Raw genomic sequence first — 23,396 nt, 5'->3', positions numbered from 1 at the left:
ATTGAGCTTTGCGTGCAGAAAATTTTATAGCATTTTTTACGGTTTGTGGCTTTTTTGTAGGTATAGTTTTTACCTTGTTAAAGGTGAGTGAGCCTATCGAAATGCTAGTTTATACACTAGTTATTACTTTGTTTTTTTATCTTATAATTCACATTGTTATCATGAACTACATCGATGTGAAAAGGGCTTTAACTAAAATTTTTGACAAACAAAAACACGAAGAGATTGCAGACTATCTCATCTCTGAGCTAAATACTAGAGAAAAGCGTATGGAAAATATAATGGTAAAAATGACTGCTGAAAATTTTGATTCTGGTAAACGAAATGCACGAGTTAAAGCAAAAGCAGCTTAACGCTTATAAAAATACGATAAAAAAGGAACAAGACGAAATCGTCTTAAAATATATGCCAGCACTGCGTGCAATGGCGTTTAGACTTAAAGAGAGATTGCCATCAAGTATAGATACAAATGACCTAATAAGCATTGGTGTCGAAGAGATGATAAAGCTTAGCAGGAAGTATGACAAGGAGCAAAATGACTCTTTTTGGGGTTATGGCAAAAAGAGAATTTATGGCTCTATGCTCGATTATCTAAGGACACTTGATGTTGTCAGTAGAAGCGATAGAAAGCTAGTAAAGAGCATAAATAGTGAGATAGATAACTACTTTAATGAATTTGAAGAAGAGCCAAGCGATGAGTATTTGGCTGAAAAGCTTAATGAAGATATTGAGAAGATAAGAGAGGCAAGAGGCGTTAGCGGTATTATCACTATTTTGCCAATAGACGAGCAAATGGAGCTAATTGGTCAAAATGATGTCGAGAAAAGCATTGAGAGAGAGGATCTCATTTTAAAAATAGAAGAGGCTTTAAAAGATTTTGACGAAAGAGATCAGATGTTGGTTCAGCTTTACTATTATGAAGAGCTAAATTTAAAAGAGATAAGCCAGATCATGAATATCAGCGAGAGTAGAATTTCACAAATTCATAAACGTTTGCTTGATCGTATCAGGCGTAGCTTGGGGGTTTAATGGCTGATATTTTAAGTCAAGAAGAGATAGACGCGCTACTTGAAGTTGTTGATGAAGACGGCGATACAAGTAATATCGAGGTTGAAGAGAGATCACAAGGCGAACAAAAGCAGATTATTATTTATGATTTTAAGCGTCCAAACCGCGTTAGTAAAGAGCAACTTCGTGCGATAAAAGGCATCCATGATAAGCTTGCCAGAAATTTGGCTAGTCAAATTTCTAGTGTTATGAGAAGTATCGTCGAGATCAGACTTCACAGTGTTGATCAAATGACTTATGGCGAATTTTTGATGAGTTTACCAAGTCCAACTAGTTTCAACGTCTTTTCTATAAAACCGCTTGATGGAAACTGTGTTTTGGAGATAAATCCAAGCATTGCCTTTCCGATGATAGATCGTTTGCTTGGCGGAACTGGTGAAAATTTTGAAGCAAATAGAGAGCTAACCGACATCGAAGTAAATTTACTTGATGCGGTGCTTAGAATGATCATGCAGCGTCTAAAAGAGAGTTGGTCGATGATAACTGATATGTACCCAAATGTGGAAGCTAAGGAGAGCAGTCCAAATGTCGTACAGATCGTCTCTCAAAATGAGATCGTCATCATGGTCGTTATGGAGATCATAGTTGGCGGATCAAGCGGTATGATAAATTTATGCTATCCAGTCATCTATCTTGAACCGATACTCTCACGCCTTGCAAACAGGGACATTATGCTTGGCGAAACAAGTGCAAAAAAAAGTAGAAATAAAGAGCTAAAAACACTTATCGGACGAGCAGAAATTTTATATGAGGCCATACTTGGCAAGTCGATCATTAGCGTAAATGAGTTTTTAAATTTAAAAGAAGGCGATATTTTAAGGCTTGATAGAGGAGCTGATGACAAGGCGATCGTTTGTATCGATAAAAAAGAAGTTTTCTTAGCTGAGGTTGGGCTTCATAGATTTAGAAAATCTATAAGGATTGAACAGTTAATACGCTCTGATAAAGATGAGATCAAAAATATCTTAGAAAAATACGAAGAAGAGCGAAAAGCAAAGCTAATGGCGTATGAAGCTAATGAGCGCAAAATGGAAGAAGAAGAGGACGACGAAGATGATGAATGATTTTTTTAATATATTTTCTAATGAATTAAAAGCTACTATCGAAGGACTTACGGGCAGAGCTCCAGAGGTTGGTGAAAGAAATGAATTTGACGCGCCAACGCAAAATGGCATAAAGCCGCCGGTAGTGATGGCTAATATCTCTTTAAGTGGCGATATCAATGCTAAAACAGAGATAGTATGCACTCCGGTTTTAATAAGTGCCATTAGCGAATGGATGATGGGCGAAGAGGAAATTTCAAAGAATGAAAATTTAGGCAGTGATGAGCTTGACGCTGCAAAAGAGATATTTTCAAACCTTTTTAGTGCTTTTAGTACATCTTTGGGCGCTCAAAAGGGTATGCCAAAGATAAATTTTGAAGTAATAAATGTAAATTTTTTAGATGAAAATTCTTCGCTTGATTTTAGTGTTTATGAAAAACTATTTTTATTTAATGTAAAAATCGAAGACTTAAGCGAACATATCGGTTTTGCTTGCGATCATTCGTTGATGAAATTTTTTGAGCCAACAAAGACTGAAGCACCAGCTACACCAGCGAGCACCCCTCACGTAGCTAAGGGCGATTTTAGCGCTGAAGAGATGAGAAATATCGGGCTTATAATGGATGTTAGGCTGCCTATTCGTGTTCGTATTGGCTCAAAAAGAATGCTCTTAAAAGATGTGCTTACCATGGATATTGGCTCAGTTATTGAGTTAAATCAATTAGCAAATGATCCGCTTGAAATTTTGATCGGCGATAAGGTAATAGCCCTTGGCGAAGTTGTCATAATCGATGGAAACTTTGGCATCCAGATCACTCAGATAGGCTCAAAACGCGAGAGGCTTCAACAGTTAAAATAATGAATAATGAATTAGTTAGCGATCTTTTAAATTTTCCAAACGTCTTAAAATATAAAAATAAGAATGTAACCTTCTTTGGCTCGGCTAGATTTGAGGAAGATAATTTTTACTGCAAAAAGGCTTATGAACTAGCTTATAAGCTAAACGAGCTAGGATATGCCATCTTAACTGGTGGCGGAGACGGCATAATGAGAGCTGCAAACAAGGGCGCGTTTGACAGTGCAAAGTCTCCAAGTGTCGCACTAAATGTGAGACTTCCGTTTGAACAAAATACAAACCCTTACGTCACAGCAAAATATCTCTTTTCAAATTTAAGCCCAAGAAAATTTGCACTTACCGATCGTTCAGTCGCATTTGTCGTCTTTCCAGGTGGCTTTGGCACTCTTGATGAACTTTTTGAAATTTTAGTACTTGCTCAAGTTGGTAGCAAAAAAGTAAAAATTTTTCTTTTTGGGAGTGAATTTTGGCAAGGGCTTGATGAATTTATAAAAAATACACTAGTTAGCCAAAAAACAATAAAAAAAGAAGATATAAATTTATACAAAATCACCGATGATTTAGAGCTTATTGTAGATGAAATTTTGGCTATTTAAAAATAAGATATAAAATATCCCCTTTTAAATTTCAAAGAGGTAAAAATATGAAAGTAATGGTCGCAATGAGCGGTGGTGTAGATAGTACTATGACGGCTAAATTTCTGCAAGAAGCTGGTCATGAAGTGCAAGGTTGCTATATGATGCTACATCAAAAGCCAGGATATCACGAAGAAAATATCAGAAAAGTGAAAAAAGTAGGCGAGTATCTTGGCATAAAGGTACATATTTTGGATCTACAGGATAAATTTAACGAGTTTGTCTATGATCCTTTTGTGAAGCTCTATAAAGAGGGCAAGACGCCAAATCCTTGTGCTTTGTGCAATAAATTTATAAAGCTTGGTGCGCTACTTGATTTTGCAAAGGTAAATGGCTGTGAGAAGCTTGCTACTGGGCATTATGTGCAAGTTATTGACGGATTCATAACATGTGCAAAAGATCCTAGCAAAGATCAAAGCTACTTTTTAGCCCAAGTGCCAAAAGAGATATTAAAAGATGTTATTTTTCCGCTTGGGGATAAATTTAAAAAAGATATAAAAGAGCTTGCAAGAAGTGTAAAAGTGCTTGAAGAATTTGCTACGCAGGCAGAAAGTAGTGAAATTTGCTTTGTGGAAGATACCTATATCGAAGTTTTAAATAAGCATTACAATACAAATTTGCCAGGAAATGTGGTCGATAAAGATGGCAAAATAATCGGCCGCCACCAAGGCTATATGCACTATACTATTGGCAAGCGCCGAGGTTTTGAGGTTTTTGGTGCCCATGAGCCACATTTTGTTATAAAGATAAATGCCGATAAAAACGAGATCGTTGTAGGAACAAAAGATGACTTGGCTCAAAAGGTAGTCGAGCTTGAAAACGTAAATTTGTTTATAGATAAAGATAAATTTGAGTGCGAAACCAAGATAAGATATAGAAGTCCTAAACTTGATGCTTTTGTTGAGGTTGATAAAGAGAATAAAACGGCAAAATTAACGCTAAATCAAAATGCACTTGGTGTGGCACAAGGCCAGCTTTGTGTTATGTATGATGGTGATAAGGTTATTGCAAGTGGATTTATAAAAGGCTAGTTTTAGCCTTTTATAAAAATTTATTGGGCTCTGTGCGATTTTTTCTAAATTAAGCTAAAATTTATTGACAAAACATATCTTTTCGTCTATAATACGAGCTCTTTTCAAGTGTTCCGGATTAGCTCAGCGGTAGAGTAGGTGACTGTTAATCACTTGGTCGCTGGTTCGAACCCAGCATCCGGAGCCATATATACTCAAAAATCTCTTTAACCCCCGATTTTAACGATATTTTAAGAGCTTTAAGTTTTCTTAGTTTTATAAAATTTGTTCCCGAAATTTTTTAATATTCCAATTTCTCGCCATGTTTTCTAAGTCAATCTAAGATGCTTTATTTTTGTTTTTAAAAACAAGAAAACAATTTTTTTACTCTCGACTACCCTAAAATACTCTAAAGAACCATAGGGTATTAAAAATTTTTCAAAAACTATCCAAAAACCGCTCAAAATAGCAAAAGTAAATGGAAAGTTGCTGTAATTAGTTATGTAAGAGCTAGCCAGGAGGAGAAAATAAAATGCTTAATGATTTATTTACTAACACGGAGCATAAAGCGCTTCTCGAGCATATAGCCGGTCAATATAAAGGACAAGCGGTGCTAAACAAGCAACAAACGGCAAAACTTCTTAGTATCGCGTATCCACTCTTGATCTTCGTATATCGCAGGGCAGGGATATTCCTCGCTACATTAAAATGGGCGACGCAAAAAATTCTCGTATAGCGTTTGCGATCACTGATATTGCGGCTTATATTTTTCAAAAACGAATCAAGACGTGTTCTTGATCCTTAAAGAGGAGTATGTAAATGAGCGCCCTTCAAATCGACGGACACAACGTGGTTCTTTTCGTTAGAAGCGAGTTTTTAACCTTGAAGAAGGCTATTATAAGGTATGAGCTAACGTTTGTGAGGATAAACATGCCTCTAAGATCGGATATCTTAGAGGTAACAGCCGAAATAATAGGTACATAGTGCTTAGCGAGTATAAAGACAACGGTCACATGCGAGAGATCACAGCAGGAGATAAAGAATTTAGTGATAAGAAATATTTTTGAGAGAATATCACGAAAAGATGAAAGCCGACTACGAAGCTCAAACTAAAATCTATAAAAACGGCAAGGCGGTAAAGAATCGTTGGCGAAACAATATGGTTGGGTTTTCCGAAGTGATCATAAGTTTCGGTACCGAGCGTCCAAAGACCCCAAAGAAGGACTAAATCAAACCGAAGTTAATTTTGTTAATGCTCAAGTTTCGCTTGACAGAGTTCTTAAATTTGCGAGATCGTACTGTGCAAAATATGGCGAAAGTGTTTATTGATTAGCGAACATAACGACGAAAAGACCAAGCATTATCAGCTTATTTTACGAACTACCAATTTGAAAACCATAAAAATCTTAGGTTTAACGGCAAAGGCGAGACATAAAAATCTAAAGCAAATACACCTAGACGAAAAAGAGTTTAACGACAAGCAAGAGCTAAAAAATTAAAGGCCCAATTAAACTTAAGCAGATTCTCTCTTATCAATTTTAATAGTTTTTGATATAAGTTTTCCTGTGTAATTTTAGTATTATATCTAAAATTCGCACTCTTTAAGATGAAGCAAGAAATTCTCTTTCTTAATGCCTTTAAATTTAGATAATCTATGTTTGGCATATCCCCAAAAGTTTTCTATACCGTTGATATGATTTTTACCATTTGCTAATTCATTTTTAGAGTGCTTCACTCTATAATGCGCTTTGGCTCCGTAATCAACCAAGCCATCATAAGCCTTCCAACAATCAGAGTAAATAACGCTCTCGTCCAGATCGCTAAACCCCGATAATATCGATATCAGTTCATTAGCAGAACAGTTTTTAACTATTTGGGTATAGACCTTACCGTCACGCTTTAACATTTCGAACACCGATGTTTTATTTGCCGCACCTCTGCCTCTTTTCTCAAAGAGAACGCAAGCACAAGACCTCTTACTCTATTAGCTCCAAAGTAGCTTTCGTCAATCTCTACCTCGCCTGAAAACTTAGATATCTTCTCGTGCTCTTTAGATATAAGAATTCTTATTTCTCTAAAGATTTTACATAGGGTTGCTTCTGAAATTTTAGTTAAATTCGATATCTTTGATGCTTCTATATCTTCTGCGAAGTACTTTAGAATTTCTCTAAATTTCTTCTCTGAAATTCGGGAACGGATTATATATTTGTTTTTTCATCGAATTCATCGTAACTTAATGCTCCTTTGCGTGAGCTTAAGTTAAAGAGAGCCAAAAATTATAAAGAAAATACTGCTAAAAGAACACACTCTTTTAGCAGTATTTTCTTTGCCTTCGGATGTCTTTCATCCCAGCTCTTCTTCAGTAGCGTGTTGTATGGTTTTTGAATTGGGTGTTAGGTATTCTTACACCCATAAAATATTTTTTGGATATTATAAAGATGATGCTTTTCAAAAAAGAAAAAAATTAGGTAGAGTAGAGAAGGCTGAGGGCTCGTGGGCTGAAACGGAGAAAGAATGGCTTAATCTTTATCGTAAAAAAAATTAAAAAGACGGAATCCCTGTTTTAAAAACAATAAATGCAAATGACGAATGGTTGGCTGAAGCATATATGAAAACAAACTATTCTAGTATATCAATAAAGAATTTTGAAAAAACCGTAAGAGAATATGCGTCTTTTGTCGTAAAATTAGGAAAAGCAAATCTGAGTAATACTGCAACTAAGATGCAAAAAATAAATAAAAATTTAAACATTTCTAATTGGAAGTATTTTGAATTGGGAACTTTATTTAAAATTGAATCAACAAAAGGAAATAATACTAATAATTTAATAGAGGGGGGGGGGCGAGACGTTGCGTATATAGCTGCAAAAAAAATCAAACGGATACGAATTTATGTGGTCGCTTAATGACAATAAAGAATACATTTCAAGGGGCAATTGTATTTATTCATACAACTTGAGCAAGGAAGCGCAGGCTACTCGCTGTATCAAGGATATGATTTTATCGGAATGAGTGGAAAGACTTCCTGTGGATACAGTGAACGCCTAAATAAATATAATGGATTGTTTTTAACCACTATATTAGACTTAGAAAGAAATAAATTTTCATACGGTAGAAGTTGGACAGGCGATAGGCTCCTAAAAACAAACATTTTGTTGCCAGCCATAAAAATAAACGAAACCGATTTTGAGCCAGATTGGGATTTTATGGAAAATTACATAAAAACACTAAAATTTGCGAACATTATTTAGATTTAATAAAAAAAATGAATTTGTGCGGATACTACATAATGCCGAAAAATATCGGAGCCGAAAGAAGAAGCAAAAGTTAAAGACGAAACGATAGAAAATTTACAGGATAAGTTAACTATATTAGAAAACTTTAAAATGAAGGGCATTGGTTTTATCTCAAAAATAAGTAATTTAATACCGAATGTTAATAAGCTGCTAGATGATGGGCCTGCGGAGATAAAAAATGAGATAAAAGACAAGTATAGTAGGGATGGGATGGAGATATAAGCAAGTTATCGGCAGCGAGAAATCTTTAATAGATTATTATAGAGTAGTACCGGTAGGACAAATTTTATCAAAATGACCAATATGTGATTTTGCTTTCAAAATACGATTTTAAAGACAAATTTAGCCAAAAGAGTAATATGCTAAATTTGCATATTACTTAAATAATTCTTAAAAAAATATACTAATTTTAAAACTAAATTTACATTTGCAGTTGTATAATAATCTCATAATTTTCAGTAATACCAGAAAGGAGCAAAAATGGAAGAGATCGTAAAGACCACCTGTCCATATTGCGGTACGGGCTGCGGCATCGATCTTATCGTGCGAAACGGTAGAATCGTAGACGCCAAACCCAGTAAAGACCACCACGTAAACGACGGCGAGCTTTGCTTAAAAGGAATGTTCGGATGGGAGTTCGTAAACTCTCCTAAACGCTTAAGCCGACCGATGATGAGAAAGCTAAACGGCGTTTACGACAAGCACGGAGAGCTTGAAGAAGTGAGTTTTGAGGAGGTCTATGATTTCCTTGCGGATAAATTTAAATCCACCGTCACAAAATACGGCCCAAGCTCGATCATGGGCTTTAGCTCTGCGCGCTCAAATAACGAAGACAACTACGTTTTCCAGAAATTTTTCCGCGCCCAGGGTAGCAACAACGTCGATCACTGCGCCCGTCTTTGACACGCTCCTACAGTGGCAGGTCTTGCCAGCACGCTAGGAAACGGAACGATGACGAACGATTTAGTCGAATTTGCGACCGATACGGACGTATTTTTACTGATCGGTACCAACACGAGCGAGTGCCACCCGATAATCGCTATGCAGATGCAGCGCGGCCTTCAGCGAGGCGCGAAGATGATCGTCGTAGATCCAAAGCGCACCGATATGGCTAAAAAAGCCGATATTTTCTTGCAAATACCGATCGGAGCGAATATCAAAACGCTAAATACAATGATGCATGTCATAATCGCCGAAAATTTGCAAGATAGCGAATTTATCGAGAAATACTCCGAGGGATTTGAATATCTAAAAGAAGCGGTTAAGGACTTTACGCCTGAGCGTTTCGAGCGCGAAACCGGCATAAAAAAAGAGCTCATCATAGAGGCAGCTAGAATGTATGCTAAAGCAGGCGCGGCGGCGATTTGCTACACGATGGGCATCACGCAGTTTAGCGACGGCACGTCAAACGTCTTTTCACTATCAAATTTAGCCGTTTTAACCGGAAATTTAGGCAAAAAGGGCGCAGGCGTAAATCCTCTGCGCGGTCAAAACAACGTCCAAGGCGCATGCGACATGGGCGCGCTACCTAACGTCATCCCGGCCGGCGCGGTAAACAACCCTTACGCGCAGGAGCAAGCACGCAAAGTATGGCACTTTGAGCTAAATCCGGTTCCAGGCTTTAAGCTAACGCAAGCACCCGATAAAATGGATAGCGGCGAGCTAAAAGTACTCTACGTCTACGGCGAAAACCCCGTAATGAGCGATCCTTGGACCGAGCACTTCGTCCACGCCGTACATCACCTAGACTGCTTTATCGTGCAGGATCTTTTCTTTACCGAGAGCGCGCACAAGGCCGACGTGGTGCTACCTGCCGCAGGTTGGGGCGAGAAGGACGGAACCTTTATCAACACCTCTCGCCGCGTCCAACGCACGCGCAAAGCTAGCGAACCCGTTAGCGGCGTGGAGCCCGACTGGAAAGTCGTTTGCAATATCGCAAACCGCATGGGGCTAGAGGGATTTGATTTTGCTAGCCCTGAGCAAATTTGGAACGAGCTAAGGGAGCTTATGCCTAAATTTTTCGGCGGTATCAGCTACTATAGACTAGGCAAACTAGGCGGTATCAGCTGGCCGTGCCCAGACGAGGAGCATCCGGGTACGCCCGTGCTTTACGCAGATCACAAGTCCATGCTGCCTGGCGGTAAATTCCGCTTCGCGCCGGTACTTTACGTAGACGATAAAGGGGAGCGCGCTAAAGCCGAGGCCGAATTTAGAGCCAAGATGAATATCCCGGAGGGCTATCCGGTCGGTAGCGGCGCGCTTAGCGAAGTGCCCGACGAGGTATATCCGTGCCTATTTACGACCGGACGCAAGGTCTATCACTACCACACGGGTACTATGACTAGAGAGTGTCCGGCTCTTGAATACGGTGCTGGCATCGAGGGCGCGCTCATAGAGGTGAGTCCCGATATCGCTCGCGAGAGGGAGCTAGAGGAGGGCTGCTACGCGCTCGTACAAAACAAACGCGGCCAGATCGCGGCCAAACTACGCGTAAATCCGGATCTAAAAGAAGGCACGATATTTACGACCTTCCACTATAGCGAGGCCGACGGTAACGAGCTAGCAAACGCCAGCGATCCCGATCCGCTCTCAGGCATCACGCCGCTAAAGATGACGATAGCAAACATCAGGCGTCTAAGCGAAGAGGAATTTATCAAATTTAGAGAGCAAAACGAGATGTCGATGCACTCGGCAAATCCGTATTTATCGCCTGTTAGAGCGTAAATTTAGGGCGGGAGACCGCCCTTTTTCTACTTATTTTATTTCAAATTTGCCAGCATTCAAATTTAACGAACTATCCATGTAAAATTTAGTGAAGCTAAAGAAGCGTGAGTCAAATTTGGCGCAGCCAAACCGCGTCAAATTTGATGAGATTACTCGCCCCCGCAATCTCGGCAGAGCGAGCTAAATTTTAAGATTTTATTTTAAGCCTATCGCCAGCATAGTAGGCGAGCTTCCAAGTCAGAGTTTGCTTTAGGTCTTTAAAGCCGTAGCCGCGTGCCTTGACCCTATCGCCGTAGATCTTCTCTATCATTGCAGATTCGCCTACTAGCAGCGCCTTTGTCGAGCACATTGCGGCACAAACCGGCACTTTGCCTTCGGAAATTCTATCCTGGCCGTACTCTTCGCGCTCGGCTTCGCTATTTGTCGGTAGCGGACCGCCTGCACACATCGTGCACTTATCCATCGAGCCTTTGGCGCCGAACACTCCATCGCGCGGGAACTGAGGCGCGCCGAACGGACACGCGTATAGGCAGTATCCGCAGCCGATGCAGATATCTTTATCGTGTAGCACGATACCATCGCTCCTGATATAAAAGCAATCAACCGGACAAACCAGCGAGCATGGAGCGTCCTCGCAGTGCATGCAAGCTATCGAGGTTGAAATTTCCTTACCTGGTACGCCTTCGTTTAGCGTGATGACGCGGCGGCGGCGGATACCTAGAGGCAGCTCGTGAGCCTCATCGCAAGCTACCGCACAGCCGTTACAGTCGATACATCTATCGTCGTCGCAGTAAAATTTAAGTCTATTATTATCGTTAAATTCGCTCATTTTACGCCTTTTCTATGCGGCATAGACCGCTTTTGGTTTCAGGAATCTGAGTGTTTATATCATATCCATAGTTAGTGACGGTATTTGCGCTCTCGCCTACCGCATAAGGCTTCGTGCCGTCAGGGAAATTACCCGTCATATCGGCGCCTTGCATATAACCCGCATAATGAAACGGCATAAAGATGGTGTCGGGTTTAACGGACGGTACTACTCTGGCGCGCACCTTAACCTTAGTACCTTCAGGCGAATGAACCCAGACGAAATCCCAGTTTTTAATGCCGTGTTTAGCCGCAAGTTCAGGGTGGATATCCGCAAACATCTCAGGCGTCAAGCGGCTTAGATACATACTAGCTCTAGTCTCCATGCCCGCACCGCTAAAATTTACGAGGCGAGCCGTCGTGAGGATAATAGGAAACTCTTTTGAGTAGTCCTTTGCTAGCTGGACGGATTTAAATTTTGTATCGACGCGGTTTTGAAGTTTCTTATCCTCAAAGCTCGGATACTTCTGCGCTAGATCAAATCTAGGCGTATGCAGCGGCTCTCTGTGAAGAGGAATTTGATCCGCAAAAGTCCAAACGATCGTCCTAGCTCGCGCGTTGCCGTACGGAGCGATGTTTTTCTCCATGCATTTTTTAGCGATGATATTACTATCGTCATGTATCCAGCTGCCGCCTATTTTAGCCTTTTCATCCTCGGTTAGAGTGATGCCTAGCACCTTTTCGATGTTATCTTTTTTGATCTCCGGATATCCGCCCTTGACAAACGAATCTACTGGCGCGCTACCGTCTGCGGCTAATTGGCTAACTCCGTTATGCTCTAAGCCGAAGCGGTTTCTAAAACCCATACCGCCTTGCCTAACGGACTTGTTTATGTCGTAAAGTATCGGGCTGCCCGGATGATCCTCCGTCCAGCACGGCCACGGCAAGCCGTAGTATTCGCCTTCGACTACGGTGCCCGGTTTTCCCAGACTTGTTTTTTCGTCAAATTTATCCCAGTTTTCTTGGTGCTTTTTGAGCCTTTCCGGAGTCCAACCCGTCATGCCGATAGTTTTTATTATACTTGCGATCTCGCGCGTAGCGACTTCAGGCCACTCGATCTTACCTTCGGCATCTCTGATCGTGCGCGTTAGCTCGTCATAGTAGTCCAGTCTTTTAGCAAGCTCAAATAAAATTTCGTGATCCGGCATACTCTCAAAGAGAGGCTCTACAACCTGGCTTCTCCACTGGCCGCTGCGGTTCGTCGCTACGACAGTGCCGCTAGTTTCAAACTGCGTCGCCGCAGGCAGTATATAGACGTCGTCTTTTTTGTCCGTTATCACGCCGGCATCGTTTACGAAAGGATCTACTAGCACTAAAAGCTCAAGCGCATCTAGGCCTTCTTTTACTTTTACTTGTTGCGCGGTAGAGGTGATACCGTTGCCGATTACTACTAAGGCTTTTATGCTGTCGCCGGCATTATCTACGGCTTCGTTGCCGTTTTTACCGTCAAGCACGCCCGCCCACCATTTTGACAGCGTAAATCCGGGCTTAAACATCATTTCAGGCTTAACGAAATTCTTTTGGAGCCATTCAAAATCGACCTTCCACATCTTAGCGAAGTATTTCCAGTTGGCTTCGTTCTTTGGATAGTACCCTGGTAACTCGGTCGGCAAATTTGCCATATCCGTCGCACCCTGAACGTTGTCGTGACCGCGCAGGATATTACAGCCTCCGCCCGATACGCCCATATTTCCCAGTACTAGTTGCAAGATCGGAGCGATACGAGTGTTTGAGCTGCCTATGGTGTGCTGAGTTAGACCCATCGCCCAAACGACCGATCCCGGGCGGTTTTTAGCGTAAACTTCGGTTATCTCAAGAAGCGTCTCTTTTTTTATCCCGCAAACATCGGCTACGACTTCGGGCGTCCATTTGGCAGCCTCTTCGCGGATCAGATCCATACCGTAGACGCGGTCGTTTATAAATTCCTTATCTTCCCAGCCGTTTTGAAAGATGATATTCATCATGCCGTACATAAAAGGTATATCCGTGCCGGTGCGAATTTGGGCGAAATAATCAGCCTTTGCAGCAGTTCTCGTGTATCTTGGATCGACTACGATTAGCTTTGCGCCGTTATTTTCCTTCGCTTTTAGAAAATGCCTAAAGCCGACCGGGTGATTTACCGCCGGATTTGCGCCTACTATAAAGATAGACTTCGCGTTTTGGATATCTCCAAGATGATTGGTCATAGCTCCGTAACCCCAAGTATTCGCCACACCGGCGACTGTAGAGCTGTGTCAAAGACGTGCTTGGTGATCTAGATTATTAGTTCCGAACATCGCTACGAATTTGCTTATATAATAGCTTTGTTCGTTGCAATCTTTTGCAGAGCCTAGAAACATCACTTGTTCAGGGTTTTTCTCGCGATACGCTTTTAATTTGGCGCCGATCTCGTCAAGAGCCTCTTTGTAGCTGATGCGTTTCCATTTGCCGCCTACTTTTTTCATCGGGTATTTTACGCGGCAGTGAGAGCGCACCATATCGATGACGTCACTGCCCTTACAGCAGTGGCCGCCAGCGCTTACCGGGTGATCTTGGGCTACTTCTTGGCGTACCCAAACGCCGTTTTCTACCTCGGCGCGCACTCCGCATCCAACGGAGCAAACCGTACAAACGGTTTTTACGATTTTAGAGTTTGGAAACGGATTTGCCATTTCTTCTTTTGTGGCGCTTCTAGTTACGCCGCTAGCGGCCAGTCCGCTCATGCTGCCCGCTACGCCCGCTAGCGCGGCCATTTTTAAAAACGATCTTCGCCCGACTGCGTTTGAGTGGGGCATAAGACGTAAATTTGCCTCAGACATATTTATCCTTTCTTAAATTTTATTATTTCGCTTGTTCGTAGTATAGATCCCAGTTTTTGCTTCTTTTATAAAGCACTTCGGTCTTTTTGCTTTTACCGTATTTTAGGTTTGACGCCGCTGCCGTCACTACTCCGGCCGTAGCCGCTACCGCGCCGACTAGCCCCGCCTTTTTTAAAAATTCTCGCCTATTTTTTTGCATTTTCTTCCTCCATAGCTTTTAGCTTTCTCACTCGGTTTTTTTGCCTTCTTATGGCCTCAGATCTTGAAACTCCATCCAAGGTCTTTTTGTTTTTGCCTTGATTTATAGGACGAGGCGCGCCTAAAACTACGCGCTCAAACTCTATAAATCCTTGCAAAAGCACTGCGACGTCTTTGTAAACTTCGCTGCTTTCGTGGTTAAAAAGATCATTTATAAACTCGTCGATGTTTGGGTTTATGATCTCTTTAAAAAGCTGCTCCTCAAGCTCGCCGTATAGCTCCAGCTCGCTCTCTCGCGCGATAAATTCGCTCATTAGCGCAAACACGAAGCCTACGTTGTCTTCGTTTTCTTTAAATTTAGCCTCGTCGCGCCTAATGTCTGTGCGGGCTAAAATTTTACGCACTTTTGCGCAAGCGTGTCCGACCTCGTAGCCCTCGTCGTAGTAGGACAGCGAGTTTCTAAGCGGACTTGGCAGAGCGTGGAAAATTTCATCGAATTCATCCGCTAAATTTTGCGAATTTTTCTCGTCGAATTTTGCCTGTATGCGCATTATCGCGGCGGCCGATTCCTCGTTTAGAGCGTGCGCCGAGGCAAGGCCTAGCATCGCGTTTACGCCGCTAAATCTATCGGCTTCTTGGCTAAAAACGAAAAAACGCGAAAATAGCGAGTAGTAAAGCCCACGTCCCGCCGCAAATTCGCCCTTGCTAGTCATCGCCTTCCTTTATCATTTTTGTCTATTTTTTTGAGATTTTTCTCGATTGTGAAACTATACTACTTTTTGGCTTATTTCTTATACTTAAAAAAAAATAAATCAAAAAAATTAATATATGCTTAAATATGCCTTAGTTGCATATTGCTTACGGCGAATTTTAGGAGATAAAATAAATATGAAATTTCCGCATATATCTTGCATTTACGCTTTATTTTGATATTTACTTTTAACTCGGCTATTTTAACGGGCTTTAAATGAGCCTAAATTTGAAATCAGGAGCGAAATTTGCAAAATTTCGGGGCTCACTCAAGCCCCAAAAACGCTTCCTCGTCAAATTTAAAATAAATATTTTCGCCGACGTTAAAATTTTGCGAATTAGGCGCCAGCGTTTTAATCAAAAAGTCGCCGATTTTGATTTTTACCAAAAGCTCTTTGCCAAGATAGAGCGAAACCGAGTGCAAGATGCCGCCCAAGTAGCCTTCTATCGGCATTTTGCTTAGTATGATTTTGCTTGGATTTACGGCGATCTTCACGGCGTTACGTAAATTTTGCGGCAAATTTACGCTCGCGTTTTCGTCAAATTTTAAAACCCCGTCCCGCGCGTCGAAAATATTTTTGTATTCAAATTCGCACACGCGCCCCTTGTGCAAAAAGACGTTTTCCTCGGCAACCGCGGTTAGCCATTTGTCGTCGTGGCTAGCGATCACAAAGCCGCAGCCGTATCTTTGCCGCATGTAAAGCACCGCCTTGCCGAAAAGCTTTGACGTGCCCACGTCCACGCTGTTTGTCGGCTCGTCGAGTAGATATAAATGCGATCTAAGCGCCAAATTTAACGCAAAGCTAACGCGCTGCGTCTGTCCCGAGCTTAGCTCAAAGTGGCGCTTGTTTAAAAAACTCTCGTCGAGCCCGACCAAATTTAACGCCTCGCTCGCTCGCTCGTCAAATTCCGCTAGCACTCCGCGGCTTTTTAAAACGGCCCTAAAGTTTTCCCTCACGGAGCGTTTTAAAAGTGCGGGCTCTGGCAACAAAACGCTAACGTCGCGCAGTAAATTTAGACTCGGCGCGCTGCTTCCCCACAGCCGCACCTCGCCGCTAGTGGGCTTTTGTAAAAACGACATTACTCGCATTAGCGTGCTTTTGCCGCTACCGTTGCTGCCAGTTAGCGCGGTGATTTTGGTGACGTCGATATCAAGGCGCGGGATGTTTAAAATCTCGCTCGCGCCGTAGTTTAGGCGTAAATTTCTAACGTTTATCACTTTGCGCCTTTCTCGTTAAATTTACGAAAAGACTCAAGTTTGACGCGCCTAGCGCGCTTTTTGCGAGCGTAAATTTTTCAAATTTGTCAAATTTCATCGGTCAAGCCTTTTTAGCGCGTGTATCGCCAAATTTACGGCAAACGCGATAAAGATGAGCACCAAAGCCAGCGCGATACCCATGGCAAACTCGCCTTTGTTCGTCTCCAGCGACACTGCAGTCGTGATCGTGCGGGTAAAATATTTGATATTTCCGCCGATCATCATCGCCACGCCGACCTCGGCCACGATACGCCCGTATGCCGTCGCTACGACCACCATCAGAGCATACCTTAGCTCGTAAAGCACGCAGCCCACTAGCCGCGGCGCGCTCAGGCGTAAATTTAGGATGGTTAGGTAGTGCTTTTTGTCCATATTTTCCACGACGCTAGCGCTTAGCGAGATGATGATAGGTAGAGCCAGCACAAACTGCCCCAGCATCACGGCCTTTAGCGTAAAAAGCAGCCCAAACTCGCCAAACGGGCCGTTTCGCGTGATAAATGCATACAAAATAAGTCCGATCGCAACGGTGGGCATCGCAAGCGCCGTATCGCTGAGCAGTCTCAAAATCCTGCGCCCTTTAAAATCGTAAAATCCCAGCGTAAAGCCTAGCGGAAAACCGACTAAAATCGTAAAAAATATCGAAACGCTCGAAGTGTAAAGCGTCGCCCTGATCGCCGAATACGTTTCCTCATCGCCGCTAAAAAGCAGCCTAAAGGCCTCTAAGAATCCGTTTAGTAGAAAGTCCAAATATTATTTCTCCGTATGTTTATATGGTTAATTTAATATGCTATAATAGCATACTTTTAAAAAAGGAGAAAAATGAAAAAAGTAATATTAGGCTCGCTAATCGCGAGCGTTTTGGCGTTTGCGGGCGATAGCGAACTCATCATGGCTACCACCACCAGCACCGATAACACGGGGCTACTAGACGCGATCTACCCTGCGTATAAGGCAAAAACCGGCGTCGATATCAAATGGACCGCCGTAGGCACGGGCGCTGCTTTAAAACTTGGCGAAAACTGCGATGCGGACATACTTTTCGTGCATTCGCCAAAAGTTGAGAAAGAATTCGTAGAAAAAGGCTTTGGCGTCGAGAGAAAAGCCGTAATGTACAATGATTTCGTCGTTATCGCCGATAAATCTATCGCCGATAAATTTAAAGGCAAAGACATAAAAGAGAGCTTTGAGCTGATCAAAAAAGAGAATATCAAATTTTTCTCTCGCGGCGATAAATCAGGCACTGACAACAAAGAAAAAGGTATCTGGAAAAAAATCATCGGCGAAGTGCCTGAAAAAGACGGCTGGTATATGCAAACCGGCCAAGGCATGCTAGCTACCATCAACGCTGCAGCCGAGCAAAAGGGCGTGACGTTCACCGACCGCGGCACCTACATCAAGTACGAGGACACCAAAAAAGGCGCGCCTGAGATGGTCATCATCAACGAGGGCGACAACGACCTAAAGAACTTCTACTCGCTAATCGCGGTAAATCCGAAGCACTGCGCTAAGGCCGACATCGAAAACGCAAATAAATTTATAGAGTGGGCGACGAGCGAAGAGGGTCAGAAATTTATCGGCGACTTTAAGCTGCTAGATAAGCCGCTTTTCACGCCTGACGCAAATACTCGCAAGAACTAATTTTATTTTACGCGCAAATTTGAGTCGAATTTATGGCTTAAATTTGTGTGATTCGGGCGCGCTTTGCGCCCTTTTTTATAAATCAAAATCTATTTTACCTCTTATTCAAATTTAAACTCACCGACGTTATTTTTAAATATTTCAAAACACTTATTACTAACCACCTCGTCTTTAGTATATGCTTGATATAATTTTAGTAATTCTAAAGTCGTTATTATTAATATACCTTCACTTTTTGCATAACTTATTTGATTGGCATGTATCGGCTCTCTTTTGCTAGGATCTATGTCGCGTTGAGGATTAATTATCAGTAGTCCCTTTACGTTATCAGGAGACATAGTATTATCTTCTGCTATTAAAAAATTAGTTACATGTTTCTTGCATTGTGCTATATTGCTATTTTTAACGTTTGTGTTTATCCCTTTTATTTCTACTATAAAGTTCATATTTCCACATTCGAATCTAAAATCTTCTTTTTTTACATCTATAAAATAATCATCTTGCAACTTAAAAATATCTACTAAAATTTCCTTTGCCACACCAATCAACTCATCTCCATTTGAATATAGGATTGATTTAAATCTATTATTTTTATCAATTTGCCTATCTATATCTTCAATTTGCCGATATATATCCAATAATTCACTACGCTTATTTTTTAACGCAGCATCATCAAAGTATTCCAAACTGTTAAACCAATCAGGAACATCGGATTTTTTAAATCTAGAAAGAATAAATGATATTAAAATTCCTAAATCGTTGGCTGTATTTTTTATGAGAAGGGTAGTAGAATATAGTCTTTCATTATGTTTTACTATTGTACTCTTACCTCCATTTGACCATTTGATAGTCTCGCCATCCACATTGTCAAATATAAAATCGGAATAAAAATTTTGCTCGTCTATGGTTGTTGTGCTTATTTCATATCTTAGCCGCGCATAAGACAAGGTTAATTCGCATAGTTCATAATTAATTTGCTTGATAATATCTTTAATTAAAATAGTTTGAGCAGTTAAGCCTCCAGAACGAAGCAATGATACTTTTGTGTTCGCAGGCATTAATATGATAGACATGCTTTTTTAGAGTTCTCCATAATTTCTTTTAATGTTTTAATACAATATATGGCCCTGTTGCATTTTTGGTCTTCAAGACTGAAACTCCACAATTTGGGACTATTTAAATCTATAATATTTAGATCAAACTCATCAAAGCTTCTCGGACGATCAAAAGCACTAATGGTCTGAGATATATGCGGATCACTTATTTTAAATATTGTGGAGTAAGATATTATTTGAATTTTCATTAGTTGCGCCTCTTTAAATTTATTTATTTTGTTTCTAATTAACCACTATCATAAGGCTAAATCTTCCCGCTGAACATCTCATACATCGCCTTTTCCTCGCCCCAAAGATCGCGGTGCTTTTTGATGCAGGATTTTATCGCGCCAACTAGATATAGCACGTCCTGCTCGGTGTGCGTGTAGTGCAGGCTCACGCGCACGAAGCCGGGCTTGGTTTCTGGCATGCGCCCCTCCTTGATACCCAGCAGATCGTGAGCGTACGGGCCCGCGCACATCACGCCCGCGCGCGTCTGGATACCGAAGTCGTTGCTAAGGCTCGCGGCGAAATCATACGCCGAAACGCCGCGCACGTTAAAGGAAATTATCGGCAGCCGCGGCGCGCCCTTTGGAGCGTAGTTTATGACCTCGTCAATGCCTGCTAGCTCGCTCTCAAAAAGCCGCGCTAGCTCGTCCTCGGCGTTTTTTATTTGCTCGAAGCCCACCTTGTTTCGCAGCGCGTATGCCAAATTTGCCCGCATAAGCCCGATAATAGGCGGCGTACCGCCTTCCTCTAGCTGCTCGGGATTTTTCAAAAACACGTGCCCTTCGCGGCTAGCGTAGGCGACCGTCCCGCCTGCGGCAAAGGTCGGCACATCGCTGTTAAGCAGCTCTTTTTTGATCGCCAAAAGCCCGCAGCTTGCAGGCCCTCCGAGCAACTTATGCGGCGAGAGGAAAATCGCGTCGAAATGATCGCAGTCTAAATTTGCATGCGAGCTCAGCGCCGCGCAGTCAAAGGCCACGATACCGCCCGCAGCTCTGATTAGCTCGTTGATCTTTTTATAATCGCTGACGACGCCCGTGACGTTTGAGGCGGCGCTAAACGAGCCGATGATACGGCGCCCGGCATTTAGCTTCAGTATGCGCTCAAGTGCTAGCAGATCGATCTCGCCGGACTCGCTAAGCGGCACGCGCATGTAGTCGCAAAGCCCCTCGCGAAAGCTAAGCTCGTTTGAGTGGTGTTCGTATGGCGAAACGAGCACGAGCGGAGGCTGCGCGGCGCGTAAATTTGCCTCGCCGATCGCGCTTCTGGTTGCAGGCGGCAGGTAGATGCCAAGCAGCTCCTGAAATTTCTTGATCGCTGCCGTCGCACCCTGCCCACAGGCGATGAGATAAAACCGCTCGTCAAGCCCAAGTAGCTTTTTTAGGCCCTCTCTCGCGCCCTCGTAGCGTCGCTGCGTGATGATGGCGCTGGAGCTGCTGTCGGAGTGGGTGTTGGCGTAGGTTTTGAGGATGTCTGCTATCTCGCGCTCTACGGGCTCATAAGCAAGCCCCGAAGCGGTATAATCAAAATAGTGCACGCCATGTTTTAGTATGATATTTTTTCGTATTTCGTCTAAATTTAGCATTTTTACTCTTTAAATTTGATGCGGTAATTATAGTAAATTTTCACGAATTTAGGGCTTTTGCGGTGGAAATGATTTAGTAAATTTGGAGATTAAATTTGAGCAAGCTAAATTTAACCGCAAAGCGGCAAATTTAACTTAATAAAGCAGAGAATCGCGAGCCACAGAGGCTCACGACCATTTTATTATTTATTTATAAAATTTTTCTCTAGCCACTCGATAGCTTTTGCCTCAGTTTCGAAGCGTCCGCTTTTAGCGACCTGATTTTGCCCCTCGTAGAAGCGAATCCTGATACCGTCTTGGACGCTATCTACCTTTATTCTAGTGATCTTGTCTTTGTTTAGATAGACTCTATCGTTTAGTTTTACGTACATTTTTTCTCCCTTAAATTGATTTTTTATCTTTTTTGTCGTCTTTAGTTGCGTCATTTTTTTCGCCGTCTTTTTTCAAGAACAACTCCTTAAAGCGCTTATCCGCAAAATCCTCGATGTCGTTTTGAAGCTGCCTATAGGCGTTTATGAGCTCATGCGCGCGTTCGTTTAGCGTCGTGCCGGCATTTTCGCCGCCACCTTGCCTAGTCGTAAAAAGCTCCTCTTTTAGATTTTTTTGCAAAATTTGCAGATGAGTCCAGCATTTTTTATAGTTCATTCCTAGGATTTCGGCGGCCTTTGAGATCGAGCCGACCTCGGCGATGACGTCTAGGACTTCGGTTTTGCCCTTACCGAATATCAGCTCGCCCTCGTCGTTTTCTATCCAAGTTTTGGTTTTTACTCTCATCTTTTTTCCTTTCTTCTCCTTAAAACACCCTAGCTGGCAGTATTTTACGTCGATTTTATAGTCTTTTAGCGTAGAGCGGATCGTCTTTAGCCCCACGCCCGCAGCTGCGTCTCTAGCGTCTTTGCACAGTATTCTGCCCTTTTCATCGGTCATTTGTTTTAGCTGCGTCATCACGGTGTATTTGCCGCGTCCGTTTTCTAGCCCGCCAAATTGTCCCAGCTCGCAGTTGTCGATCTTTACGCCCATTTTTTCAGCCTCGTCGCTAACCTCGCCGATCTCTACGCCTAGCTTTGCGGCGATCTTAAACGCCGCGCCGCAGTCTAGCCTGCCCTTTGGATTTAACAGTTTTGTTATCAGTTCGCGGATTTGCTCACTCATAGATTCTCTCTGCGCCGCTATACACGTTTATGTTTTCGCCGCGAGCAAAGCCGCACAGCGTTAGGTTAAATTTACGCGCTATCACGACGCCAAGACTAGTCGGAGCCGTACGCGAGACGAGTACTGGGATGCCGTGCATGACGGCTTTTGCGACCATTTCGGAGCTGAGCCTGCCGCTCACCATCAAAAACGAATTTTGCAGCTGTGCGCCGGCTAGTATAGCTTTGCCGACGGCTTTGTCTATGGTGTTATGCTGAGCGATATCCTCGCCGATGTAAAACTGCTCTCCGTTCACGAAAAGCTTAGCCGTATGCACGCAGCCCGTCATCTCGTAAAGCTCGCACTGCGTGTAAAACTGCCCCATCTGGCGCAAAATTTCGTCTTTGTTAAATTTGACGTCGGCCTTTATGGAGCGCGCCGCCATAGCCCCCGGGTCGATGTTTGCCGTCGAGCTGCGTCCGCAACCGCTAATTATCACCTTTTCCTCGTCAAACTGCTCGAGGCGTTTTTCGTTGATTTTAGCCTTTACCCGCACGCTTAAAGCGTCGTCTGAGAGCTCGATACTCTCGATATCCTCGGGGCTCGCGATCAAATTTTCGCTGATTAGGTAGCCTGCAGCTAGTGCCTCCTGATCGGTCGGAGTCGCCATCAGCGAGCCGAAACGCTTGCCGTTTATGTAGATCTCAAGCTTGATCTCGCGCACCAAAATATCATCAACGACGCTTTTTTGCGCGCCTTTAAATTTGGTGATTTGTGTCGTAAAAATAGGTTGCATGATTTTCCTTAATTTTTGCGAAATGATAGCTTGAAAATCTAAATTTAAGATTTGATTGTAGTGAAATCTTGCTTAAATCAAGCAAAAACTTAAACGTATTTTAGCGCGTTTTTATCGGCGTCTGATGATGATTTATATATGCAAATTTAGCATATATCTTAAGATATTTTTGACCACGATTTTATCATTATCTATTATTTGCATAAGAAATGAAGGAATAATAAAAAATAGCATAAGGCTAGAACGAGATCGCACATAACTTGCCGCATATGTAGGTTAAATCTTGAAAAATCATAAATATAATTTGCGGCCTGACGTAAGACCGAGAAGGAAATTTATATTATAGAGTCGAGTCAAAAAAACTAATTTTGTCAAGCCGTATTTTACTGTTATATAGCCCGTGCATGACTCAAACACGCCGACCGTATATAAAAAGCCCTTAATTATATTCATTAAGGGCTTTTTATATGAAAACTTAGATATTTTGCCGATAAAAAATCATTTTCGAGCGATAAAGTTTCGTCTAAGTTTTATATTTTTCTTTTGCCTAGACAAAGAAAAATATCGGCCGTCTGCCAAGACCTTACAGCAAACTCATTTGAGTTTGCTAAGTAAGTATATTAACATATTGTCCTATGTAGAGG

General features: G+C 42.3%; 22 protein-coding genes, 1 tRNA gene and 1 pseudogene. 11 read left to right on the top strand and 13 right to left on the bottom strand.

Features of this window, described 5'->3' with window-relative positions; all coding sequences use genetic code 11:
- The first annotated feature begins 8 nt into the window (after positions 1–8).
- From CYP51_RS04335 to CYP51_RS04305, 7 genes are all read left to right on the top strand, one after another.
- On the top strand, positions 9–353 hold the full coding sequence (locus CYP51_RS04335; protein ID WP_021090750.1) for a hypothetical protein: 345 nt from the start codon (positions 9–11) through the stop codon (positions 351–353).
- The gene (locus tag CYP51_RS04330) at positions 325–1,029 is read left to right on the top strand and encodes an RNA polymerase sigma factor FliA (RefSeq protein ID WP_021090868.1); all 705 of its coding nucleotides are present in this window, start codon (positions 325–327) and stop codon (positions 1,027–1,029) included. The genes CYP51_RS04335 and CYP51_RS04330 overlap by 29 nt, the downstream gene beginning before the upstream one ends.
- A complete protein-coding gene (gene fliM / locus CYP51_RS04325) occupies positions 1,029–2,132 on the top strand; it encodes a flagellar motor switch protein FliM (RefSeq protein ID WP_054196277.1) in 1,104 nt (367 codons plus the stop codon). Before CYP51_RS04330 ends, fliM begins: the two co-directional genes overlap by 1 nt.
- On the top strand, positions 2,122–2,970 hold the full coding sequence (fliY, locus tag CYP51_RS04320) for a flagellar motor switch protein FliY (protein ID WP_087576723.1): 849 nt from the start codon (positions 2,122–2,124) through the stop codon (positions 2,968–2,970). Before fliM ends, fliY begins: the two co-directional genes overlap by 11 nt.
- Positions 2,970–3,563 (top strand): TIGR00730 family Rossman fold protein, encoded by a 594-nt coding sequence (locus CYP51_RS04315; RefSeq protein ID WP_103624518.1) that lies wholly within the window; start codon positions 2,970–2,972, stop codon positions 3,561–3,563. The genes fliY and CYP51_RS04315 overlap by 1 nt, the downstream gene beginning before the upstream one ends.
- A 47-nt stretch (positions 3,564–3,610) precedes the next feature.
- On the top strand, positions 3,611–4,633 hold the full coding sequence (mnmA, locus tag CYP51_RS04310) for a tRNA 2-thiouridine(34) synthase MnmA (protein WP_103624517.1): 1,023 nt from the start codon (positions 3,611–3,613) through the stop codon (positions 4,631–4,633).
- A 112-nt stretch (positions 4,634–4,745) separates the two neighbouring features.
- A tRNA-Asn gene (locus CYP51_RS04305) sits at positions 4,746–4,820 on the top strand.
- Positions 4,821–6,082: 1,262 nt separating this feature from the next.
- Here the strand turns inward: CYP51_RS04305 and CYP51_RS04290 are convergent.
- Positions 6,083–6,814 (bottom strand): annotated as a pseudogene (locus CYP51_RS04290) (IS1595 family transposase).
- Between the two features lie 391 nt (positions 6,815–7,205).
- On the opposite strand from CYP51_RS04290, the gene CYP51_RS04285 reads away from it, so the two are divergent.
- From CYP51_RS04285 to CYP51_RS04265, 3 genes are all read left to right on the top strand, one after another.
- Positions 7,206–7,517 (top strand): hypothetical protein, encoded by a 312-nt coding sequence (locus CYP51_RS04285; protein ID WP_103624516.1) that lies wholly within the window; start codon positions 7,206–7,208, stop codon positions 7,515–7,517.
- 30 nt (positions 7,518–7,547) lie between these two features.
- Positions 7,548–7,862, top strand: coding sequence for a hypothetical protein (locus CYP51_RS04280; protein ID WP_103624515.1), 315 nt, complete (start codon positions 7,548–7,550; stop codon positions 7,860–7,862).
- Positions 7,863–8,387: 525 nt separating this feature from the next.
- Entirely contained in the window at positions 8,388–10,631 is a 2,244-nt protein-coding gene (locus CYP51_RS04265) for a molybdopterin oxidoreductase family protein (protein ID WP_258032783.1), read from the top strand.
- Between the two features lie 187 nt (positions 10,632–10,818).
- Here the strand turns inward: CYP51_RS04265 and fdh3B are convergent, their stop codons facing one another.
- The 6 genes from fdh3B to tupB form a co-directional block, all read right to left on the bottom strand.
- Entirely contained in the window at positions 10,819–11,460 is a 642-nt protein-coding gene (gene fdh3B, locus CYP51_RS04260) for a formate dehydrogenase FDH3 subunit beta (protein WP_103624512.1), read from the bottom strand.
- 1 nt (position 11,461) lies between these two features.
- On the bottom strand, positions 11,462–14,272 hold the full coding sequence (locus CYP51_RS04255) for a formate dehydrogenase subunit alpha (protein ID WP_258032784.1): 2,811 nt from the start codon (positions 14,270–14,272) through the stop codon (positions 11,462–11,464).
- A gap of 46 nt (positions 14,273–14,318) precedes the next feature.
- Positions 14,319–14,495 carry a twin-arginine translocation signal domain-containing protein gene (locus CYP51_RS04245; protein WP_103624509.1) on the bottom strand — a complete coding sequence of 59 codons (177 nt, stop codon included), beginning with the start codon at positions 14,493–14,495 and terminating at the stop codon, positions 14,319–14,321.
- On the bottom strand, positions 14,482–15,207 hold the full coding sequence (locus CYP51_RS04240) for a TorD/DmsD family molecular chaperone (protein WP_103624508.1): 726 nt from the start codon (positions 15,205–15,207) through the stop codon (positions 14,482–14,484). The genes CYP51_RS04245 and CYP51_RS04240 overlap by 14 nt, the downstream gene beginning before the upstream one ends.
- Before the next feature lie 302 nt (positions 15,208–15,509).
- Positions 15,510–16,463, bottom strand: coding sequence for a tungstate ABC transporter ATP-binding protein TupC (gene tupC, locus CYP51_RS04235; protein ID WP_103624507.1), 954 nt, complete (start codon positions 16,461–16,463; stop codon positions 15,510–15,512).
- Between the two features lie 93 nt (positions 16,464–16,556).
- Entirely contained in the window at positions 16,557–17,249 is a 693-nt protein-coding gene (gene tupB, locus CYP51_RS04230; protein WP_103582478.1) for a tungstate ABC transporter permease TupB, read from the bottom strand.
- 72 nt (positions 17,250–17,321) lie between these two features.
- Here tupB and tupA point away from each other — a divergent pair, with 72 nt between their 5' ends.
- Entirely contained in the window at positions 17,322–18,140 is an 819-nt protein-coding gene (gene tupA, locus CYP51_RS04225; RefSeq protein ID WP_103559387.1) for a tungstate ABC transporter substrate-binding protein TupA, read from the top strand.
- 101 nt (positions 18,141–18,241) lie between these two features.
- Here the strand turns inward: tupA and CYP51_RS04220 are convergent, their stop codons facing one another.
- From CYP51_RS04220 to fdhD, 6 genes are all read right to left on the bottom strand, one after another.
- Positions 18,242–19,213, bottom strand: coding sequence for a hypothetical protein (locus tag CYP51_RS04220; protein WP_141089684.1), 972 nt, complete (start codon positions 19,211–19,213; stop codon positions 18,242–18,244).
- Positions 19,198–19,443, bottom strand: coding sequence for a hypothetical protein (locus CYP51_RS04215; protein WP_103624505.1), 246 nt, complete (start codon positions 19,441–19,443; stop codon positions 19,198–19,200). The genes CYP51_RS04220 and CYP51_RS04215 overlap by 16 nt, the downstream gene beginning before the upstream one ends.
- Before the next feature lie 56 nt (positions 19,444–19,499).
- On the bottom strand, positions 19,500–20,825 hold the full coding sequence (locus CYP51_RS04210) for an aminotransferase class V-fold PLP-dependent enzyme (RefSeq protein ID WP_103624504.1): 1,326 nt from the start codon (positions 20,823–20,825) through the stop codon (positions 19,500–19,502).
- Positions 20,826–21,007: 182 nt separating this feature from the next.
- Positions 21,008–21,196, bottom strand: coding sequence for a hypothetical protein (locus CYP51_RS04205; protein ID WP_002951016.1), 189 nt, complete (start codon positions 21,194–21,196; stop codon positions 21,008–21,010).
- A 10-nt stretch (positions 21,197–21,206) separates the two neighbouring features.
- Positions 21,207–21,977 carry a winged helix-turn-helix domain-containing protein gene (locus tag CYP51_RS04200; RefSeq protein ID WP_103624503.1) on the bottom strand — a complete coding sequence of 257 codons (771 nt, stop codon included), beginning with the start codon at positions 21,975–21,977 and terminating at the stop codon, positions 21,207–21,209.
- On the bottom strand, positions 21,970–22,752 hold the full coding sequence (gene fdhD / locus CYP51_RS04195) for a formate dehydrogenase accessory sulfurtransferase FdhD (RefSeq protein WP_103624502.1): 783 nt from the start codon (positions 22,750–22,752) through the stop codon (positions 21,970–21,972). Before fdhD ends, CYP51_RS04200 begins: the two co-directional genes overlap by 8 nt.
- Positions 22,753–23,396: the final 644 nt, after the last annotated feature.

The organism is Campylobacter concisus (genome assembly GCF_002912895.1).
Lineage (GTDB): Bacteria > Campylobacterota > Campylobacteria > Campylobacterales > Campylobacteraceae > Campylobacter_A > Campylobacter_A concisus_G.
The sequence above is the reverse complement of the archived record's forward strand: the minus strand, read 5'-3'. Positions and strand labels throughout refer to the sequence as shown.

Coding starts and splice junctions, on each gene's coding strand:
- fdhD (WP_103624502.1), bottom strand. CDS start 22,752: ATGCAACCTATTTTTACGACACAAATCACCAAATTTAAAGGCGCGCAA.
- CYP51_RS04330 (WP_021090868.1), top strand. CDS start 325: ATGCACGAGTTAAAGCAAAAGCAGCTTAACGCTTATAAAAATACGATA.
- fliY (WP_087576723.1), top strand. CDS start 2,122: ATGATGAATGATTTTTTTAATATATTTTCTAATGAATTAAAAGCTACT.
- CYP51_RS04205 (WP_002951016.1), bottom strand. CDS start 21,196: ATGTACGTAAAACTAAACGATAGAGTCTATCTAAACAAAGACAAGATC.
- CYP51_RS04210 (WP_103624504.1), bottom strand. CDS start 20,825: ATGCTAAATTTAGACGAAATACGAAAAAATATCATACTAAAACATGGC.
- CYP51_RS04240 (WP_103624508.1), bottom strand. CDS start 15,207: ATGACTAGCAAGGGCGAATTTGCGGCGGGACGTGGGCTTTACTACTCG.
- CYP51_RS04220 (WP_141089684.1), bottom strand. CDS start 19,213: ATGTCTATCATATTAATGCCTGCGAACACAAAAGTATCATTGCTTCGT.
- CYP51_RS04315 (WP_103624518.1), top strand. CDS start 2,970: ATGAATAATGAATTAGTTAGCGATCTTTTAAATTTTCCAAACGTCTTA.
- fdh3B (WP_103624512.1), bottom strand. CDS start 11,460: ATGAGCGAATTTAACGATAATAATAGACTTAAATTTTACTGCGACGAC.
- CYP51_RS04245 (WP_103624509.1), bottom strand. CDS start 14,495: ATGCAAAAAAATAGGCGAGAATTTTTAAAAAAGGCGGGGCTAGTCGGC.
- tupA (WP_103559387.1), top strand. CDS start 17,322: ATGAAAAAAGTAATATTAGGCTCGCTAATCGCGAGCGTTTTGGCGTTT.
- fliM (WP_054196277.1), top strand. CDS start 1,029: ATGGCTGATATTTTAAGTCAAGAAGAGATAGACGCGCTACTTGAAGTT.
- CYP51_RS04200 (WP_103624503.1), bottom strand. CDS start 21,977: ATGAGTGAGCAAATCCGCGAACTGATAACAAAACTGTTAAATCCAAAG.
- CYP51_RS04215 (WP_103624505.1), bottom strand. CDS start 19,443: ATGAAAATTCAAATAATATCTTACTCCACAATATTTAAAATAAGTGAT.
- mnmA (WP_103624517.1), top strand. CDS start 3,611: ATGAAAGTAATGGTCGCAATGAGCGGTGGTGTAGATAGTACTATGACG.